General features: G+C 70.9%; 17 protein-coding genes and 1 tRNA gene. 12 read left to right on the top strand and 6 right to left on the bottom strand.

The annotated features are described in order from the left end of the window. The first annotated feature begins 118 nt into the window (after positions 1-118). The 3 genes from MJ604_RS10075 to MJ604_RS10085 are packed head-to-tail and all read left to right on the top strand — an operon-like array spanning position 119 to position 2,568. The gene (locus tag MJ604_RS10075; RefSeq protein ID WP_243058211.1) at positions 119-1,210 is read left to right on the top strand and encodes a ferredoxin reductase; all 1,092 of its coding nucleotides are present in this window, start codon (positions 119-121) and stop codon (positions 1,208-1,210) included. Positions 1,211-1,219: 9 nt separating this feature from the next. Then, the gene (locus MJ604_RS10080) at positions 1,220-2,311 is read left to right on the top strand and encodes an acyl-CoA desaturase (protein ID WP_243058212.1); all 1,092 of its coding nucleotides are present in this window, start codon (positions 1,220-1,222) and stop codon (positions 2,309-2,311) included. A gap of 11 nt (positions 2,312-2,322) precedes the next feature. Then, positions 2,323-2,568, top strand: a complete 246-nt coding sequence (locus MJ604_RS10085; protein ID WP_243058213.1) for a hypothetical protein — start codon at positions 2,323-2,325, stop codon at positions 2,566-2,568. Here MJ604_RS10085 and MJ604_RS10090 read toward each other — a convergent pair. Continuing rightward, the gene (locus tag MJ604_RS10090) at positions 2,565-3,137 is read right to left on the bottom strand and encodes a hypothetical protein (RefSeq protein ID WP_243058214.1); all 573 of its coding nucleotides are present in this window, start codon (positions 3,135-3,137) and stop codon (positions 2,565-2,567) included. The two genes, MJ604_RS10085 and MJ604_RS10090, sit on opposite strands and share 4 nt — an antisense overlap. 148 nt (positions 3,138-3,285) lie before the next feature. Between MJ604_RS10090 and MJ604_RS10095 the strand changes: the two genes are divergently transcribed. Further along, positions 3,286-3,837: a G5 domain-containing protein gene (locus tag MJ604_RS10095; protein ID WP_243058215.1), complete on the top strand. Its 552-nt coding sequence runs from the start codon at positions 3,286-3,288 to the stop codon at positions 3,835-3,837. A 66-nt stretch (positions 3,838-3,903) separates the two neighbouring features. Here the strand turns inward: MJ604_RS10095 and MJ604_RS10100 are convergent, their stop codons facing one another. Further along, positions 3,904-4,305, bottom strand: coding sequence for an MmcQ/YjbR family DNA-binding protein (locus tag MJ604_RS10100; RefSeq protein ID WP_243058216.1), 402 nt, complete (start codon positions 4,303-4,305; stop codon positions 3,904-3,906). Next, complete coding sequence (locus tag MJ604_RS10105; RefSeq protein WP_243058217.1) at positions 4,306-4,956, bottom strand: acetoacetate decarboxylase family protein; 651 nt, start codon at positions 4,954-4,956, stop codon at positions 4,306-4,308. 63 nt (positions 4,957-5,019) lie between these two features. On the opposite strand from MJ604_RS10105, the gene MJ604_RS23840 reads away from it, so the two are divergent. Together MJ604_RS23840 and MJ604_RS10115 are read left to right on the top strand one after the other, a co-directional pair. Continuing rightward, positions 5,020-7,293, top strand: coding sequence for an arylsulfatase (locus MJ604_RS23840; RefSeq protein ID WP_279235683.1), 2,274 nt, complete (start codon positions 5,020-5,022; stop codon positions 7,291-7,293). Beyond that, positions 7,286-7,849, top strand: coding sequence for a TetR family transcriptional regulator (locus MJ604_RS10115; RefSeq protein ID WP_243058218.1), 564 nt, complete (start codon positions 7,286-7,288; stop codon positions 7,847-7,849). The genes MJ604_RS23840 and MJ604_RS10115 overlap by 8 nt, the downstream gene beginning before the upstream one ends. Here MJ604_RS10115 and MJ604_RS10120 read toward each other — a convergent pair whose 3' ends face one another. Continuing rightward, positions 7,850-8,026 (bottom strand): DUF6104 family protein, encoded by a 177-nt coding sequence (locus MJ604_RS10120; RefSeq protein WP_243058219.1) that lies wholly within the window; start codon positions 8,024-8,026, stop codon positions 7,850-7,852. An 82-nt stretch (positions 8,027-8,108) separates the two neighbouring features. Next, a complete protein-coding gene (locus MJ604_RS10125; RefSeq protein WP_243058220.1) occupies positions 8,109-11,858 on the bottom strand; it encodes a multifunctional oxoglutarate decarboxylase/oxoglutarate dehydrogenase thiamine pyrophosphate-binding subunit/dihydrolipoyllysine-residue succinyltransferase subunit in 3,750 nt (1,249 codons plus the stop codon). A gap of 195 nt (positions 11,859-12,053) precedes the next feature. Here MJ604_RS10125 and MJ604_RS10130 point away from each other — a divergent pair, with 195 nt between their 5' ends. Further along, on the top strand, positions 12,054-12,623 hold the full coding sequence (locus MJ604_RS10130; RefSeq protein ID WP_243058221.1) for a hypothetical protein: 570 nt from the start codon (positions 12,054-12,056) through the stop codon (positions 12,621-12,623). Further along, the gene (locus tag MJ604_RS10135; RefSeq protein WP_243058222.1) at positions 12,623-13,522 is read left to right on the top strand and encodes an LCP family protein; all 900 of its coding nucleotides are present in this window, start codon (positions 12,623-12,625) and stop codon (positions 13,520-13,522) included. The genes MJ604_RS10130 and MJ604_RS10135 overlap by 1 nt, the downstream gene beginning before the upstream one ends. A 147-nt stretch (positions 13,523-13,669) precedes the next feature. Here the strand turns inward: MJ604_RS10135 and MJ604_RS10140 are convergent. Then, positions 13,670-13,742 (bottom strand) — tRNA-Arg (locus tag MJ604_RS10140). 139 nt (positions 13,743-13,881) lie between these two features. On the opposite strand from MJ604_RS10140, the gene argS reads away from it, so the two are divergent. The 4 genes from argS to thrC all read left to right on the top strand — a co-directional run bounded on the left by argS (position 13,882) and on the right by thrC (position 19,406). Beyond that, positions 13,882-15,549: an arginine--tRNA ligase gene (gene argS / locus MJ604_RS10145; protein WP_243058223.1), complete on the top strand. Its 1,668-nt coding sequence runs from the start codon at positions 13,882-13,884 to the stop codon at positions 15,547-15,549. Positions 15,550-15,619: 70 nt separating this feature from the next. Next, entirely contained in the window at positions 15,620-17,017 is a 1,398-nt protein-coding gene (gene lysA / locus MJ604_RS10150) for a diaminopimelate decarboxylase (RefSeq protein ID WP_243058224.1), read from the top strand. Next, positions 17,017-18,327 carry a homoserine dehydrogenase gene (locus tag MJ604_RS10155; protein ID WP_243058225.1) on the top strand — a complete coding sequence of 437 codons (1,311 nt, stop codon included), beginning with the start codon at positions 17,017-17,019 and terminating at the stop codon, positions 18,325-18,327. The genes lysA and MJ604_RS10155 overlap by 1 nt, the downstream gene beginning before the upstream one ends. Then, positions 18,318-19,406, top strand: coding sequence for a threonine synthase (thrC, locus tag MJ604_RS10160; protein ID WP_243058258.1), 1,089 nt, complete (start codon positions 18,318-18,320; stop codon positions 19,404-19,406). The genes MJ604_RS10155 and thrC overlap by 10 nt, the downstream gene beginning before the upstream one ends. Positions 19,407-19,412: the final 6 nt, after the last annotated feature.

Consider the following 19,412-nt stretch of genomic DNA (forward strand, 5'->3'; position numbering starts at 1 on the left):
CTCAGCGTAGACCTGGAGCACGGCTGTGCTCCGACTCACGAACGCGGGTCTTGACCGTACCGACGGTATGCGGGCATCGTTTGAGTGTACGAACGTGCACTGAAAGGAAGGAGTGGCCATGAACCGGATCCTCCGATCCCGGGCGGTCGCGGCGCTCACGTCGCCGCACGGCGTGGACCGCTACCTCGAGCAGCTGAACCCGATGTGGGCCGCGCACGAGGTACGCGCCCGCGTCGTCTCCATCCACCGCGAGGTCGACGTCGCCGGGCACCCGGCCGTCGCCACGCTCACCCTCCAGCCCACCTCGACCTGGCAGGGCCACCGCGCCGGCCAGCACGTCCAGGTCGGCGTCGAGGTCGACGGCGCCCGGCGTACGACGCGGGTGTTCTCGATCTCCAGCCCCGAGTCCCGCACCGGCGACCGGTTCACGATCACGCTCCGCGCCAACCCGGACGCCCCCGAACGGCAGGGTGTCTCCCGGTTCCTCGTGGAGCGCGCCCGGCCCGGCCAGATGCTGCACCTGTCGCAGGCCGCGGGCGAGTTCGTGCTCCCGGACCACGTGCCCGAGCACCTGCTGATGATCAGCGGCGGCTCCGGCATCACCCCGGTGATGTCGATGCTGCGCACGCTGCAGCGCCGCACGCACCGGGGCCGGGTCACGTTCCTGCACTACGCGCAGAGCCCCGAGCACCAGATCTTCGCGGCCGAGCTCGACGACATCCGTCGCTCGGGCCACGGCATCGACGTGCACCTGCTGCATCCCGAGCTCGGCGACCCCAACCTGTCGCCGGCGTTCCTGGAGCGGCTCGTGCCGGGCTACCGCGAGGTGCCGACGTGGGCCTGTGGGCCGGCGCCGATGGTCGAGGCCGTGCGAGCGGCGTACGACGGCTCGGACGCGCTCCGGGTCGAGTACTTCAAGCCGCCGCTGACCAGGAGTGACGGAGCCACGGGGGCGGGCGGCGGCGACGTCGCGTTCGAGCGCTCGGGCGTGAGTGGTGAGAACACCGGCGCCACCCTGCTGGAGCAGGCCGAGGCGCTGGGGCTGAAGCCGGAGTACGGCTGCCGGATGGGGATCTGCTTCTCGTGCACGTCCCGCAAGACCGAGGGCACCGTCCGCAACGTGCTGACCGGTGTCGAGTCCTCGCTCCCTGGCGAGGACATCCAGATCTGTGTCAACGCTCCCGTCGGCGACTGCGCCGTGGAGCTCTAGGAGGACACCATGAACACGACGACGCTCACCGACGAACAGCTCGAGAGGTTCGGCGAGGAGATGGACGCGATCCGCCGGCGCATCATCGCCGACCTCGGCGACGAGGACGCGGCGTACATCCGCAAGGTCGTGAAGTCCAAGAACGGCTTCGAGATCGCCGGCCGCGCGCTGTTCTACCTGCCGCCGGCCTGGCCCCTCGCGGTCGCCGCGCTGTCGATCAGCAAGATCCTCGACAACATGGAGATCGGCCACAACGTCATGCACGGCCAGTACGACTGGATGGGCGACCCGGCGCTGAGCTCGCGGATGTATGAGTGGGACAACGTGTGCCCCAGTGAGCAGTGGAAGCACAGTCACAACTACATCCACCACACGTACACGAACGTCCTCGGCAAGGACCGCGACATCGGGTACGGCATCCTCCGGATGGACGAGGACCAGAAGTGGCACCCGTACTACCTGGGCAACCCGGTGTACGCGCTCCTGCTGATGATCTTCTTCGAGTGGGGCGTCGCGATGCACGACCTCGAGGTCGAGAACCTCGTCAAGGGTCGCCGCACGATGGCGGAGAACAAGGCGCTGCACGCGGGGATCATGCGGAAGGTGAAGCGCCAGGCGCTCAAGGACTACGTGCTGTTCCCGGCGCTCACCGGGCCGTTCTTCCCGCTGACCCTGGCCGGCAACGCGACCGCGAACCTGGTCCGCAACATCTGGGCGTTCAACATCATCTTCTGCGGTCACTTCCCTGCGGGCGTCGCGACGTTCAGCCAGGAGGAGTGCGAGGACGAGACCCGCGGCCACTGGTACTACCGCCAGCTGCTCGGCTCCGCGAACATCACCGGCGGGAAGCTCTTCCATGTGATGACCGGCAACCTGTCGCACCAGATCGAGCACCACCTGTTCCCGGACCTGCCGGCCCGCCGGTACCCCCAGATCGCCGAGGAGGTCCGCGAGATCTGCGAGCGGTACGGCCTCGCCTACAACACCGGCCCGCTGGGCAAGCAGCTCGGCAGCGTGGCCCGCAAGATCTGCCGGATGGCGCTGCCCGATCGACCGCGACGTACGCCGGAGCCGGTTGTCGCGGAGCCCGTTGCCGCCTGAGGATGGACGACATGAAGGACGAGCTGACTCGGGCAGAGATCCGCAAGGACGCCGTGCAGGGCACCGTCGAGGCTGCAGCGTCCGCGGTCGGGCAGGTCGCCACGATCGTCACCGGCGCCGTCCGCGACGTCGCTGGTGCGGTCGGTGGCTTCGCCACCGAGGTCTTCGAGATCCGTGACGCCGCCCGCCGGGCGGCCGCGGAGCACGCCGTCGATGACGAACTGCCCGCAGCCGACCCGGACCAGGGCGGGGACTAGCAGCGCACGTCGACCTGGAAGCCGGTGGTGGTGCCGGACAGGGAGTTCTCGAGGGCGTTCGCCAGCTCGGTGAGGTCGATGCCCTTCTCCTCGAGCAGGTCGGCGAGGCCGCCCTCCTGGATCGCCTCGGTGAGCTCCTCCTCGTCCATCTCGAGCAGGCTGCTGAGGACGTCGAGCGTGGTGCTCTGGTCCTCGGTCAGGTTGCCCGACATCACGCCGCTCGGCGGCGGGCCCGGCGGGGGACCACCAGGCCCGCCCGGGCCACCCGGGCCGTGAGCGCCGGTCTCGGACGCGATCCTGGTGACGATCTCGCGGAGGTCGGAGCGATCCTTGAGGTCGGCCGGCGCGCCCCCCTCGAGCGCGGTCAGCAGGTCCTCGGAGGACACGCCCTTCTGCTCGGCGAGGTCCAGGAGCGACGTACCGGACGTCACGGCCGCGGCGATGTCGTCGGCGGCCATGCCCAGGACGTCGGCGACCGCGTCGAACGCGCCCTTGCCGCGCGGGGGCTGCGCGCTCGTCGTGGCTGTCAGTGCTGAGGCGGAGGCGATGCTCCCGATGGTGTTGGTCATGCCGGACTCGTCGTCCGGGGCCGGCTCGGGCTGAACGGATGACACGGTATTCACAGCAACCAGGCCCCGATTCACAGCGTCCTGACAGGCGGCGGACCGGTGTAGTCCACCGGTGCCAACCGCGGCATTTCCTCCTACGGTCCGTTCCATGTACGGACGGGTGCTGGCGGCCGGCGTGGTGCTGGCCCTGTCGCTCGCGGGCTGCGCCGCGACCGGCGGGTCGCAGGGTGACCGGGGGAGCCGGCCGAGCGCGGCCCGGACGAAGCCGGTGTCGGCCCAGAAGTCCGGGACGCGCACGGTGAGGAAGCGCGAGTCGATCCCCAACGGCACGCAGACCCACCGGACGACGAGGCTCGACAGGGGCGAGCGCCGAGTGACCCGGCGCGGCCACGATGGCCTGCGCGTCACGACCTGGCGGGTGACGACGAAGAACGGCAAGGTCACCGATCGCGTCAAGGTGAGATCGGTGGTGGTCCGCAAGCCGGTGCCGCGGGTGGTCTTCGTGGGCACGTACGCCGCGCCCGCGCTCGCCGGGGGCTGCGACCCGAACTACTCCAGCGGCTGCGTGCCGGTGGCCAGCGACGTGGACTGCGCCGGCGGCAGCGGGGACGGGCCGGCGTACGTCTCCGGCACGGTCCGGGTCGTCGGCAACGACCCCTACGGCCTCGACGCGGACGACGACGGCTGGGGCTGCAACTAGGGCATGTCGCCCACGTCGGTGGCCTGCTACGCGCCGCTCGCGACGGCCCCGCGTGAGAGACCTGCCCTAGACGAGCCTGGCCAGCTTCTGCGGCGCGCAGAACCGGTACGACTCGGTGAGCAGCTCGGCGACCTCGGTCCAGTCGGTGTCGTCGTCGATCACCAGGCCGACGATCGTGGGAGACCACGGCGGTTGGTAGAACGGCAGCCCGGCATGGGTGAGGGCGAGCAGCTCGTCACCGGTCGCCCGGAAGGTCAGCACGGTCCGCTCGGTGTCGTCGCCGGTGATGTCGCGGTACGACGACTCGTAGCCGCGCTGCGCGACCATCACGTGCGCGAACGTCTTCTTGCGGATCCGCCAGCGGACGCCGGTCCAGGCATCCTCCTCGTAGGCCTCGGGCAGCGCCGTGGCGATCGCCCGCAGCCGGAGGACGATCTCCTCCGCGGGCTGGATCCGGTCAGCGCCCACTCAGCCGAAGGACATCTTGAAGTCGGCCTGGCGGAACGACGCGAGCTGCCGGGCGCCCTGCATCCAGCCGAGCGGGCCGTCGACCGCGAAGTCCCACCGGCCGCGGCACGGGAGTGCCTTCGACGAGCCCTGGAGGATCGCGGTGCGCTCCTCGCCGTCGGTGTCGTCGATGCCGGGCTGCCAGGTGCCGCCCTTGAACGGCAGCCGCACCATCGCCTTCGAGACGTCGGTGAACGACGCGCTCGCGATCGGCCGGCGGTCGAACGACGCCGACCACTCGGTCGTCGAGATCGGGCCGCGGCGCTGGGTGTCGAGCTCGAAGTCGCAGAGGCCCTTGGGGATCGCCCACAGCTCGCGGCCCCCGGCGACCGACGCGGGTGAGTCGACCCAGATGTCGGTGATGCTGACCCGCCGGCCGTAGGAGTCGGTGTCCGCGAGCCGCGCGACGAGCAGCTCGGAGTAGGTCAGCGGGCTGCCGGGCTCGTAGCTGACGAACGCCGCGCCGTAGATGCCCGCGGGACGCAGGTCGTCGACGGGGGTCTTCAGCTTGAAGATCGAGAGCCAGAGCTGGCCGACCATCGCCCAAGGTGTCGCCGGGTAGGCGACGTCGCCGTTCGGGCCGGTCGAGGTGATCCACTCGGTCTGGGTCATGGCGGCATCCTGCCCTACGGCGGGTCTCCACAAAAGTGTCAGTCAACTGACACAATCGCCCGCATGCCGACCCAGCGCATCACCGACCGCGTCGCCACCTCCGAGCCTCGCTTCGTGGAGTACCCGAAGCCCGGCCCGGACGCCCCGAACGTCCTCGTCGTCGTGCTCGACGACATCGGGTTCGCCCAGCTCGGCTGCTTCGGCGCCGGGTTCGACACCCCGAACATCGACCGGGTCGCGGCCGGCGGCCTGCGCTACAACCGGTTCCACGTGACCGCGGTGTGCTCGGCGACCCGAGCGGCGCTGCTCACCGGGCGCAACCACCACGCCGTGGGCATGGGCGTCACCGAGGAGGCCGCGCTCGGCTTCCCCGGCTACACCGGCCGGATCCCGTCGAGCGCCGCCACGATGGCGCGCACGTTGCGCGACAACGGCTACAACACGATGGCGGTCGGCAAGTGGCACCTCACGCCGCAGGTCGAGTACTCCTCGGCCGGCCCGTTCGAGCGCTGGCCGCTGGGCATGGGCTTCGAGCGGTACTACGGCTTCCTCGGCGCCGAGACCAGCCAGTGGGCGCCGGAGCTGGTCCGCGACAACACCCCGATCGACCCGCCGCGCACGCCGGAGGAGGGCTACCACCTCACCGAGGACCTGGTGGACCAGTCGATCCGGATGATCCAGGACCAGCAGCAGGCCGAGTCCCGCAAGCCGTTCTTCTGCTACCTCGCCCTGGGGGCCGCGCACGCGCCGCACCAGGTCCCGCCCGAGTGGATCGAGCCGTACGTCGGGCAGTTCGACGACGGCTGGGAGGCCTGGCGGCAGCGCGCCTTCGACCGGCAGGTCGCGGAGGGCGTCGTACCTCCCGGCACGACGCTGACCGAGCGGCCGCCGTGGGTGCCCGCGTGGGATGACCTCTCGGCCGACGAGCGCCGGCTGTTCGCGCGCTACATGGAGGTGTTCGCGGGCTTCGTCACCCACACCGACCACCACCTCGGGCGGCTGTTCGACCACCTCGAGGAGCGCGGGCTCGCCGATGACACCCTGGTGATGATCCTGTCGGACAACGGCGCCAGCGCCGAGGGCGGGCCGACCGGCACGATCAACGAGGCGGCCGGCTGGCTGGAGCTCAACGAGGACGTCGAGACGGCGCTCGAGCAGATCGACACGATCGGCGGCCTCGAGGCCAACAACCACTACCCGTGGGGCTGGGCCTGGGCCGGCAACGCGCCGCTGCGGCTCTGGAAGCGCTACTCCTGGCTCGGTGGCGTGCGGACGCCGCTCGTGGTCCGCTGGGGAGACCGGCTGGCCGAGCCCGGTGGGGTGCGCCAGCAGTTCTGCCACGCGACCGATCTCTACGCCACCGTCCTGGACGCCGCCGGCATCGAGGCGCCGGCGAACGTGGACGGCGTCGCGCAGCAGCCGGTGGACGGCGCGTCGCTGATCGACAGCTTCCGCGACCCCGCGGCCGCCGAGCACCGGACCCAGCAGTACTTCGAGATGATGGGCTCGCGCGGGATCTACCACGACGGCTGGAAGGCCGTGACCGACCACGTCGCCAACCAGTTCGGCGAGCGCGCCCACGTGCAGGGCAGCCACGACTTCGACACCGACCGCTGGTCGCTGTTCCGGCTGGCCGACGACTTCTCGGAGGCGTACGACGTCGCGGCCGAGCACCCGGACGTCGTACGCCGGCTCGAGGGCCTCTGGTGGGCCGAGGCGGGACGGAACAACGTGCTTCCGCTGTTCGAGTTCCCCGGTTCGATGGCGCACATGCACCCCGGTGCGTACCCGCTCGCGGAGGCCGGGGTGTACCGCCCCGGCGGCAGCCCGGTGCCCGTGCCCCAGCTGCCGAGCCAGGTCGGCGGCTTCGTGCTGACCGCGCACGTCGACGTGCCCGAGGGCGGCGCCAGCGGGATCCTCACGGCGCTCGGCGACCGCCACGGCGGCTGGGCGTTCTACCTGCTCGACGGTCGCCCGGTCGCGACGTTCGCGCTGCTCGACGGCGAGCGCCGGGTGGCCGCGGCGGACCCGGTGCCGGCCGGGTCGCACGTGGTCGAGCTCCACTACCGCCCGGGCCGCGACGCCCGCGGCGTGATCCTCGTCGACGGCGTGGAGGTGGCGCAGGGACCCGTCCCCGGGCTGGTGTTCTTCCCGAACGTCTCGACCGCAGCCGGTGGCCTCCTGGTGGGCCGCGACCGGGGGATCGCCGTCAGCCGGGACTACCGGCCGCCGTTCGAGTTCACCGGTACCCTCGACCGCGTGGAGCTGCGCAGCGGCGCGCCGGACGCGCGCCCCGAGTCGGCGACGGCGATCCAGGCGGCCGTCGCCAGTGACTGAGACCGTCCCTGGGCCTGGCAGGCGCGAGCAGCGCAAGGACGACACCCGCCGGGCCCTGGAGGAGGCGGCGCTCCGCCGCTTCGCCACGGACGGGTACGACGCCACCTCGGTCGACGCGATCGCCGCCGACGCCGGGGTCTCGGCGCGCACGTTCTTCCGCTACTTCCCGGCCAAGGACGACGTCTTCGACATGGGCCGCGAGGTCCGGCAGGCCGAGCTCCGCTCCGCGATCCGCGCCCGGCGCGACCTCACCGACGGCGAGGTCGTCCGCGAGGCGGTGCTGGTGATGGCCCGCGGCTTCGCCGAGGACCGCGACCGGGTGCTGCTGCGCCAGGGCGCCGCCGCGAGCTCCGTGGTGCTGCGCGGGCGGATCTTCGACACGTTCCTGTCGTGGGAGTTCCTCGTCGCACGCGAGCTCGGCGGTACGCCGGAGGCCGAGGCGCTGGCCGCGGCGGGCATCGCGGTGTTCCGCGCGGCCGCGGCCCGCTGGGTCCACGAGGGCGGTTCGCTCCCGGACCGGGTGGCGGCGGGCTTCGACGCCCTCGGCGTGCTCTAGCTAGTCCTCGGGGTCGTCGAGCCGCGCGAGCCAGGTCGCGAACCGCTCGACGGCGGTCTCGAACTCCGGGTGCGAGTCGACGAAGCCCTGCAGCTGCTCGGCCACCCACGCGAGGGTGACCTCCTCGTCACCCCGGCGCTTCTCGAGCTCCTCGATACCGCGGTCGGTGAAGTACATCTCGACGTCGCCTCTCAGCTCAGGTGGGTCTCGACAGGATCGACCACCGGTGGTCGATCCTGTCGAGACCCCGTCACCACGATCAGCTGAAGGCCCGCGCCAGCAGGTCCTTCTGCTCCTCGGTGTGGCGCTTGACGGTGCCGACCGAGGGGGAGGAGGACTCCGGGCGGCCGATGAGCTCGACCTGGGCGTCGGCGTGCGGCCAGACGTTGACCGCGTAGTGCGGCCACGGGCCCATGTTCGCCGGCTCGTCCTGCACCCAGCGCACGGCCTTGAGCTTCGGGAACCGCGCGATCTCGGCGCGGATCTCGTCCTCGGGCCGCGGGTAGAGCTGCTCGATCCGCGCGATCGCGAAGCGGCCGGCGTCCTCGTGCTTGGCGCGCTCGACCATCAGGTCCCACGTCACCCGGCCCGAGCACAGCAGCAGCGTGTCGACCTCGTTCGGGTCGGCGGTCGCGTCGCTGATGAACGGGCGGAACGTCCCGGTGGTGAACTCCTCCGGGGTGGACGCCGCCTCCTTGCGCTTGAGCATCGACTTCGGCGTGAAGACGATGAGCGGCTTGTGGTCCTCGCCGAGCGAGTGCTGCCGCAGCAGGTGGAAGTACGACGCGGGCGTCGACGGCTGCGCCACGGTGAACGCCTCGTCGGCGGCCATCGTCATGAACCGCTCGATGCGCGCCGAGGAGTGGTCCGGTCCCTGGCCCTCGTAGCCGTGGGGGAGCAGCAGCACGACGCCGGACTGCTGGCGCCACTTCGTCTCACCCGAGGTGATGAACTCGTCGATCACCGTCTGGGCGCCGTTGACGAAGTCGCCGAACTGCGCCTCCCACAGGACCAGCGCGTCGGGACGCGCCACGGAGTAGCCGTACTCGAAGCCGAGGGCGGCGTACTCCGACAGCAGCGAGTCGTAGACGTAGAACTTCGCCTGGTCCTCGGTGAGCGAGGTCAGCGGCGTCCACTCGTCGGCGTTGGTCCGGTCGATGATCGTCGCGAAGCGGGACACGAACGTGCCGCGGCGCGAGTCCTGGCCGGCCAGGCGGACCGGGCGGCCCTCCATCAGCAGCGAGCCGAACGCGAGGATCTCGCCGGTGCCCCAGTCGATCGGGCCGTCGGCGATCGCGGCGGAACGACGCTGCAGCTGCGGCATCACCTTCGGGTGGACGGTGAAGCCGTCCGGCGGCGTGACGTAGGCGTCGGCGATCCGCTTCATGACCTCGCCCGAGATCGCGGTGCGGGTCTCGCCGGTCGGCTTGTCCGGGTAGTCCGGGATCGTCGTCCACTCGGACGGCTGCGTGCTGGCCTCGCGCACCTCCGTGAAGACCCGCTCCAGCTGCTGCTGGTAGTCGCGCAGGACCTGCTCGGCCTCCTCGATCGTGATGTCGCCACGACCGATGAGGGACTCGGTGTAGAGCTTGCGGACCGAGCGCTTCTGCTCGATGAGGTCGTACATCAGCGGCTGCGTGTACGACGGGTCGTCGCCCTCGTTGTGACCGCGGCGGCGGTAGCAGACCAGGTCGATGACGACGTCCTTGTTGAACGCCTGGCGGTACTCGAACGCCAGCCGGGCCACGCGGATGCACGCCTCGGGGTCGTCGCCGTTCACGTGGAAGATCGGCGCCTGCACCATCCGGGCGACGTCGGTGCAGTACAGCGACGAGCGCGACGAGCCCGGGGAGGTCGTGAAGCCGACCTGGTTGTTCACGACCACGTGGATCGTGCCGCCGGTGCGGTAGCCGCGCAGCTGCGAGAGGTTCAGCGTCTCCGCGACCACGCCCTGGCCGGCGAACGCGGCGTCACCGTGGACCAGCAGCGGGAGCACGGGGTACTCCGCGCCCCTGTCGAGGACGTCCTGCTTCGCGCGGGCGATGCCCTCCACGACCGGGTCGACGGCCTCGAGGTGCGACGGGTTCGCGGCGATCGAGACCTTGATCCGGTCCTTCGAGCCCGCCTCGAACTCGCCCTCGGCGCCGAGGTGGTACTTCACGTCGCCGGAGCCCTGGACGGTGCGCGGGTCGATGTTGCCCTCGAACTCCCGGAAGATCTGGGAGTACTTCTTGCCCACGATGTTCGCGAGCACGTTGAGCCGGCCGCGGTGCGCCATGCCCATGGTGACCTCGTCGAGCCCGGCCTCGGCGGCCGCCTCGCAGATCTCGTCGATGACCGGGATCGTGGTCTCGCCACCCTCGAGGGAGAAGCGCTTCTGGCCGACGAACTTGGTCTGCAGGAACGTCTCGAACGCCTCGGCCTGGTTGAGCTTCAGCAGGATCCGCAGCTGCTCCTCGCGGGGCGGCTTGGTGTGTGGCTGCTCGACGCGCTCCTGGATCCAGCGGCGCTGCTCCGGGTCCATGATGTGCATGTACTCGATGCCGGTGGTGCGGCAGTACGAGTCGCGCAGGATCCCGAGGATGCCGCGCAGCTTCATGAAGCGACGGCCCTCACCACCGAACGAGCCGGTCGCGAACTCGCGGTCGAGGTCCCACAGGGTCAGCCCGTGCGACTCGACCTCGAGGTCGGGGTGGCTGCGCTGGCGGTACTCGAGCGGGTCGGTGTCGGCCATCATGTGGCCGCGCACGCGGTAGGCGTGGATCAGCTCGAGGATCCGGGCCTGCTTGCTGATCTCGTCGTCGTGCGACGTCGAGATGTCGGCGGCCCAGCGGATCGGCTCGTAGGGGATCCGCAGCGAGCGGAAGATCTCGTCGTAGAAGTCGTCCTGGCCGAGCAGCAGCTGGTGGACCCGCTTGAGGAACTCGCCGGACTGCGCGCCCTGGATGACGCGGTGGTCGTACGTCGAGGTCAGGGTCATGACCTTGCTGATCGCGTTGCGCGCGATCGCGTCGTCCGACGCGCCCTGCCACTCCGGCGGGTACTCCATCGCGCCGACGCCGATGATCGCGCCCTGGCCGGTCATCAGGCGGGGGACCGAGTGGCTGGTGCCGATGCCGCCGGGGTTGGTCAGCGAGATCGTGGTGCCCTGGAAGTCCTCGATCGTCAGCTTGTTGTCGCGAGCCTTGCGGACGATCTCCTCGTAGGCGGTCCAGAAGCCGGCGAAGTCCATGGACTCGGCGGCCTTGATGCTCGGGACCAGCAGCTGGCGCGAGCCGTCCGGCTTCGGGACGTCGATCGCGAGGCCGAGGTTGATGTGCGCGGGCGTCACGAGGTTCGGCTTGCCGTCGACGACCTCGAACCCGACGTTCATCTCCGGCATCGAGCGCACCGCCTTGACCAGCGCGTAGCCGATCAGGTGGGTGAACGAGACCTTGCCGCCGCGGGCGCGGGCGAGGTGGTTGTTGATGACCGTGCGGTTGTCCCACAGCAGCTTCACCGGGACCGAGCGCACCGACGTGGCGGTCGGCACGGACAGCGAGCTGTCCATGTTCTGCGCGGTGCGGGCCGGGGCGCCACGGAGCACGGTGTACGTCGGCTCGTCCTTGGCCGGCGCCGGGGCGGCCGGCTTCGACTCCTTGGGCATCGGGCTCGAGGTGCCCTTGGCCGGCTCGGCGGCCTTCGTCTCGGGGCGCGGCTTCGCGACCGGGGCGGGCGTCGGCGTCGGGTCCTTGTGCTCGACCTGCTGCGGCTTGGCCGGCGCGGGAGCGGCAGGAGCGGCGGGTGCGGCGGCCTTCGCGGCCGGTGCGGCGGTGCCGTTGGTCGTGCCGGCCGTCGTACCAGCCGTCGTACCGGCGGCCTGGCCGTTGCTCTGGAAGTACTTCACCCAGGTGGGATCCACGCTGCCTGGATCACGCTGGTACTGGTCGTACATCTCCTCCACGAGCCACTCGTTGGCGCCGAATTCGGCGGAGGGGGTGTTGGACTGGTTGCCTGGGGAATGCGGCACGGCTTGTTTCGCCTCTTCCGGTACGTGCGCGGGGGAGTTTCAGTCGTCAAGGCTAGACCCCCACCCCAGCAAATGCAGGGCCAAGGGTCTCAATTCGGCGTGGTGTGCCGCGAGCCACACAGATGTCACGTTCAATGCCGGGAACGACGACGGCAGTAGGGGAGTCTCGGACCGATGAGAAGTACCGCTCGACGAGTGACGGGTGCCACAGTGCTCGCGCTCGTCCTGACCCTCGCCGCGGGTGCCTGCAGCGGCTCCGAGGACAGCCCGGACGAGCCGGCGGCGGTCCCGCCGTCGGCCACGCCGGCCGAGCCGCCGGTCGAGACGAAGGTGCTGGTCGGCAAGCTCACCGGACGCCTCCCGAAGGCCGAGCGCGTCAAGGTCGTCACCGAGATCGGGGCGGTCGTGGAGGGCTGGACGCAGGCGGCGTACGTCGGCGGCGACTACCCCCGCCGCGACTTCGCCGACTCGTGGCCCGGCTTCACCGCCGGCGCCCGGGCGCTCGCCAGGAAGGACCAGGCCCTGATGAGCAACCAGGACGTCGGCACCCGGATCGACGGCGTCGAGGTGAGGCGCAGCCGGGTCGTGCTCGACGTGCTGTCGGTCGAGCAGCTCGCGCGGGCGGTGACCGCCCGGGTCCTGCTCGAGTTCCGCACCACCGGGTCGGTGGAGAAGAAGGTCCGGGTCCAGGGGCGGCTCTATCTCACCCACGAGGACGCCGGCTGGCAGGTCTTCGGCTACGACATGACGAAGGGAGCGGTGTGATGCTCCGGAGGATCCTCCGTCTGGGCGCGATCGCGCTCTCGTTCCTCGTGCTGGCCGTGGTCGTGCCGGACTCGGCGGTGAAGAGCACCGAGTTCACGCTGGTGAAGCTCGACCGCGCCGACGGCGTGGACGTCGACCCGAACCTCATCTGGATCCTCGCGGTCGGCTCCGACGCCCGACCGGGTGAGGACATGCACCGCGTCCGCGGCGACGCCCTCCAGCTGGTCGGAATGGACACCCGCACCGGCGCGGCCACCGCGATCGGCATCCCCCGCGACTCCTGGGTCCCGGTCTCCGGGCACGGCTACGACAAGATCAACGCCGCCCTCTACTACGGCGGCCCGCAGCTCCTCGGCGAGACGGTCGGCAACCTCGTCGGCATCCAGCCCGACTACGTCTTCGTGAGCCGGTTCAAGTACTTCCAGGCGATGATCGACGAGATCGGCGGCATCACCGTCCGCAACCCGGTCGCGTTCGACGACCCCTACCTCAAGGCCAAGGGGTTCCCGGCCGGCAAGATCCACCTCGGCGGGTACGACGCGATGGCGTTCGCCCGGATCCGCCACAACCTGATCCGGGGCGACTTCGACCGGTCGGCCAACCAGCAGCGGGTGCTGCGCGGCATCCAGGCGCGGATCCACGAGCGCGCAGCGGCGCCGGGCTTCATCGACCGCGGCGTCCTGACCGTGATGCAGCACCTGTCGACGAACCTCTCCCCGGCGGAGCTCTACAAGCTCGCCCAGGCGGTCGCGCACGTGGAGCCCGGCAAGGTCACCACCTGCGTGGTGCAGGGCAGCATCGGCAACGTGGGCGGCGCCAGCGTGGTGCTCCCGTTCACCGAGCAGGCACGCAGCTACGGCGACCAGGCGCGCAAGGACGCGACGATCGAGCGCTGCTAGCGGAGACGCGTCAGCGGATCCGCTGATGGTGGTCGAGCGAGCGGCGCCGACCGAGCTCGCGAGGTCGCGACCCGCGTGTCGAGACCCAGTCGGTGAACGCGGGCGCTCGGGTGCGGGGGTCTCGACAGGCTCGACCGACGAAGAGGGCGCCCCCGGAAGGATTCGAACCTTCGACTCCTGGTACCGGAAACCAGTGCTCTATCCCCTGAGCTACGGAGGCATGCGGTCCGCGGTGTGGAGCCACCACGGACTGCGGATCGAACCCTACAGCGCCCCCCGGGCAGCGGCGAATCGGGTCCAGCGTCCATGGCGGCGATATCGGTTCAGCCGACCGGGTGGGTCGCCGATACCCTTGGCCGGTGACTCCTGAGCAGCTCTCCACCGCGATCGTCAACGTGCTGACGACGCTGTCCACCGAGGGTGCGATCACCCTGCCGGACGGCGTCCCGACGACGGTGACGGTGGAGCGACCCCGGCAGAAGGGGCACGGCGACTACGCGACCAACGTCGCGATGCAGCTGGCCAAGAAGGCCGGGATGAACCCGCGGGAGTTCGCCACGCTCGTGCAGCAGGGGCTCGAGGCCACCGACGGCATCGCCGGCGTCGAGATCGCCGGGCCGGGCTTCCTCAACATCACGGTGGCGGCGGGCGCGCAGGGCGCGGTCGCGGGCCAGATCGTCGAGGCGGGAGCGGCGTACGGCGCCAACGACGCGTTCGCGGGGGAGAAGGTCAACCTCGAGTTCGTGTCCGCCAACCCGACCGGCCCGATCCACATCGGTGGCGTCCGCTGGGCGGCCGTCGGCGACGCACTCGGCCGGATCATGGAGAAGGCCGGCGCCGACGTCACCCGCGAGTACTACTTCAACGACCACGGCGCCCAGATCGACCGGTTCAGCCGGTCGCTGCTCGCCAGCGCCAAGGGTGAGCCGGCGCCCGAGGACGGCTACGGCGGCGACTACATCCACGAGATCGCTGCGGCGGTCGTCGCGAAGGCGCCGCAGGTCAAGGACCTCACCGACGAGGAGGCGCAGGAGGTCTTCCGCGCCGAGGGCGTCGAGATGATGTTCGAGGAGATCAAGAAGAGCCTCCACGAGTTCGGCGTCGACTTCGACGTCTACTTCCACGAGAACAACCTGCACCGCAGCGGCGCCGTCGACCGCGCGGTCGCGCGGCTCACCGAGCTCGGCAACACCTACGAGAAGGACGGCGCGATCTGGCTGAGCACCGAGAAGTTCGGTGACGACAAGGACCGCGTGATCATCAAGTCCGACGGCACCGGCGCCTACCTGTCGGGCGACCTGGCGTACTACCTCGACAAGCGGGAGCGCGGCTTCGACCGCTGCTTCATCATGCTCGGCGCCGACCACCACGGGTACGTCGGCCGGATGATGGCGATGTGCGCCGCGTTCGGCGACGAGCCGGGCAAGAACCTCGAGATCCTCATCGGCCAGATGGTGAACCTGCTCCGCGACGGCGAGCCCGTGCGGATGTCCAAGCGGGCGGGCACGGTCGTGACCATCGACGACCTCGTCGACGCGATCGGCGTCGACGCGGCGCGCTACGCGCTCACCCGCTACAGCTCGGACTCGAACATCGACCTCGACCTCGACCTGTGGGCGAGCCAGTCGAACGACAACCCGGTCTACTACGTGCAGTACGGCCACGCCCGCTCCTGCCGGATGATCGCCAACGCGACCGACCTCGGGATGACGCTGCCGCAGGACTTCGACCCGTCGCTGCTGTCCCACGACAAGGAGGGCGAGCTGCTCCGCGCGCTCGCCGAGTTCCCGCGGGTGGTCGCGAGCGCCGCCGAGCTGCGCGAGCCGCACCGCGTCGCGCGCTACCTCGAGGACACGACCTCGGTCTTCAACCGGTGGTACGACACCAAGGAGTGCCGGATGCTCCCGCAGGGCGACGAGCCGGTCGCGCCGATCAACGAGGCGCGCCTGGTGCTCACCGTCGCGGCTCAGACCGTCCTCGCGAACGGCCTCCACCTGCTCGGTGTCTCCTCCCCGGAGCGGATGTGACGTCACCCCACGGCGCTCGTCGCCTGCCCCGCTCCGCTCCTCCGTCGACCAACGCCGCAGGGACCCCGCGATGACCCACGAAGCCGGCTGGGCGCACGCGCCCGGCGCCCTCCGTGGTCCTGCCTGGCTGCAGGCGCCCCACGATCCCAACGCCCTGGTGCCGCACCTGTGGTCGACGACCGCCGAGAAGGTCGACGGTGAGCTGCACGTCGGCGGGCTGGCGGTCCCCGAGCTGGTCGCCAACGTGAACACCCCGGCGTACGTCCTCGACGAGGCCGACTTCCGGGCCCGGGCCCGCGCGTTCCGCGACGCGTTCTCCGACTACGACGTCTTCTACGCCGGCAAGGCCTTCCTCTGCACCGCGGTCGCGAGGTGGGTGCACGAGGAGGGGCTCAGCCTCGACGTCTGCTCGAACGGCGAGCTCACCGTCGCGCTGCGCGCCGGCGTCGACCCCGCCAGGATCGGCTACCACGGCAACAACAAGACGCTGATGGAGCTGCGTCGCGCGGTGTCGGTGGGCGTCGGCCGGATCGTCGTCGACTCGTTCGACGAGATCGAGCGGCTGGCGTCGATCACCGCCGACGGGATGACCTCGAAGGTGATGATCCGCGTCACCGCCGGCGTCGAGGCGCACACCCACGAGTACATCGCGACCGCGCACGAGGACCAGAAGTTCGGCTTCTCGATCACCAACGGCCAGGCCATGGAGGCGGTACGCCGCGTCCTCGCCGTGCCCGGTCTCGAGCTGCTCGGCCTGCACTCCCACATCGGCAGCCAGATCTTCGACTCGTCGGGCTTCGAGGTCGCGGCCCGGCGGGTGCTCGCGCTGCAGGCGCGGATCTCCGAGGAGCTCAACGTCACGCTGCCCGAGATGGACCTCGGCGGCGGCTTCGGCATCGCGTACACGACGCAGGACGACCCGTCCGACCCGGCTCAGCTCGCCACCGAGATGAGCAAGATCGTCGAGCACGAGTGCCGCGGCCTCGGGATCCCCGAGCCGCGGCTGTCGATCGAGCCCGGCCGCGCCATCGTCGGCCCGGCGATGTGCACCGTCTACACCGTCGGCACCGTGAAGCCGGTGCAGCTCGACGGGGGAGCGGTGCGCACCTACGTCTCGGTCGACGGCGGGATGAGCGACAACATCCGCACCGCGCTGTACGACGCCGACTACTCCTGCACGCTCGCCTCGCGCTCCTCGGACGCGGCGCCCGTGCTCTCGCGGGTGGTCGGCAAGCACTGCGAGGCCGGCGACATCGTGGTCAAGGACGAGTTCCTGCCCGGCGACGTGCGTCCGGGCGACCTGCTCGCGGTCCCGGGCACCGGCGCCTACTGTCGCTCGATGGCCTCGAACTACAACCACGCCCTCCGGCCGCCGGTGGTCGCGGTACGGGACGGAGTCGCGCGCGTCGTCGTACGACGAGAGACTGAGGACGACCTGTTGGCAACGGACATGGGTGATGATCAGTAATGGAGAGCGACAAGCCCCTCAAGGTGGCGGTGCTGGGCTGCGGCTCGGTCGGCTCGCAGGTGGTCCGCCTGCTCGGTGAGCAGGCCGGCGACCTGGCTGCCCGCGTGGGCGCGCCGGTCGAGCTGGTCGGGGTCGGCGTACGCCGGCTGGACGCGCCGCGCGACGTCGAGGTGCCCGACGGGCTGCTGACGACGGACTCCATGGCGCTGGTCACGCGCGACGACGTCGACCTGGTCATCGAGGTGATCGGCGGCATCGAGCCGGCCCGCGGCCTGATCCTCGCCGCGCTCGAGAGCGGCAAGTCCGTGGTCACCGCCAACAAGGCGCTGCTCGCGGAGGACGGCCCGACGCTGTTCGAGGCGGCCGAGAAGGCCGGCCGCGACCTCTACTACGAGGCCGCCGTCGCCGGCGCGATCCCGATCCTGCGGCCGCTGCGCGAGTCCCTGGCGGGCGACAAGGTCACCCGCGTGCTCGGCATCGTCAACGGCACCACGAACTTCATCCTCGACAAGATGGACACCTCCGGAGCCGGCTTCGCCGAGGCGCTCGAGGAGGCCCAGGAGCTCGGGTACGCCGAGGCCGACCCGACCGCCGACGTCGAGGGCTTCGACGCCGCCGCGAAGGCCGCGATCCTCGCCTCGCTCGCGTTCCACTCCCGCGTCACCGCGGCCGACGTCTACCGCGAGGGCATCACCGAGGTCACGGCCGCCGACGTGCAGTCGGCCGTCGAGATGAACAGCGTCGTGAAGCTGCTCGCGATCTGCGAGCTCAGAGCCGGATCCGGGGGAGAGGACGCGGTCGCCGTCCGGGTGCACCCGGCGATGATTCCCCGGTCGCACCCGCTCGCCTCGGTCCGCGAGGCGTACAACGCGGTGTTCGTCGAGTCCGAGGCCGCCGGCCAGCTGATGTTCTACGGCCCGGGCGCAGGCGGGGCGCCGACCGCGTCCGCCGTGCTCGGTGACCTGGTGACGGTCGCCCGCAACCGGCTCGCGGACACCCGCGGCGCCGGTGAGTCGGCGTACGCCGACCGGGCGGTCCTGCCGATGGGGGACACCGTCACCCGCTACCACGTCGCGATCGACGTCGACGACCGCGCCGGCGTGCTGGCCGCGGTCGCCACGGCGTTCGCCGAGAACGGCGTCTCGATCCAGACCGTCCGCCAGGAGGGCCGCGACGCCGACGCGCAGCTCGTCGTCGTCTCGCACGAGGCGACCGACGCGCAGCTGGCCGCGACGGTCGACCACCTGCGCGGCATGGACATCGTCCGCGAGGTCACCTCGGTGATGCGCGTTGAAGGAGCATCGGAGTGAGTAGAACCCACCAGTGGCGCGGGGTCATCGACGAGTACCGCGAGCTGCTGCAGATCCCCGAGGGCACGGTCGCGGTCACGCTCCGTGAGGGCGGCACCCCGCTGGTGTTCTCCGAGTGGCTGTCCGGGCTGACCGGAGCCGACGTCTGGCTGAAGGTCGAGGGCAACAACCCGACCGGGTCCTTCAAGGACCGCGGCATGGCCGCCGCGATCTCGGTCGCCAAGCACGACGGCGCCCAGGCGGTCGTGTGCGCGTCGACCGGCAACACCTCCGCGTCGATGGCGGCGTATGCCGCGAAGGCCGGCCTCAAGCCGCTCGTGCTGGTCCCCGAGGGCAAGATCGCGGCCGGCAAGATGGCCCAAGCGATCCTGCACGGCGCCCAGGTGATCATGGTGCGCGGCAACTTCGACGACTGCCTGGCGATGGCCAAGGGCCTCGCGTGGGACTACCCGGTCGCGCTCGTGAACTCGGTCAACCCGGTCCGGCTCGAGGGCCAGAAGACCGCGGCGTTCGAGATCGTCGACTTCCTCGGCGACGCCCCCGACTACCACCTCCTGCCGGTCGGCAACGCCGGCAACATCTCGGCGTACTGGCTGGGCTACACGCAGTACTTCGACCTCGGGGCAGCCACCAAGACCCCCGTGATGCGCGGCTTCCAGGCCGAGGGCGCGGCACCGCTGGTCACCGGCGAGCCGTTCCCCGACCCGGAGACCCGCGCCACCGCGATCCGGATCGGCAACCCCGCCTCGTGGAAGCTCGCCGAGGCGGCGCGCGACGAGTCCGGCGGCCGGTTCGCCTCGGTCACGGACGCCCAGATCCTGGCCGCGCAGCGCGAGCTGGCGTCCCGCGACGGCGTCTTCGTCGAGCCGGGGTCCGCCGCGAGCGTGGCCGGTCTCCTCCAGGAGATCGCCGCCGGCGAGTCCTACCGTGGCGCGACGGTCGCGGTCACGGTGACCGGGCACGGCCTCAAGGACACCGTCACCGCGCTCGAGGGCTTCACGGAGAGCGGCGGCACCATCGTCGACGTCGTCGTGGACGCCGACGTGGCCGCTGCCGCGGCCGCCGCCGGGCTGGCATGAGAGCCA

It is taken from the genome of Nocardioides sp. SR21, assembly GCF_022761125.1.
Classification (GTDB): Bacteria; Actinomycetota; Actinomycetes; order Propionibacteriales; family Nocardioidaceae; genus Nocardioides.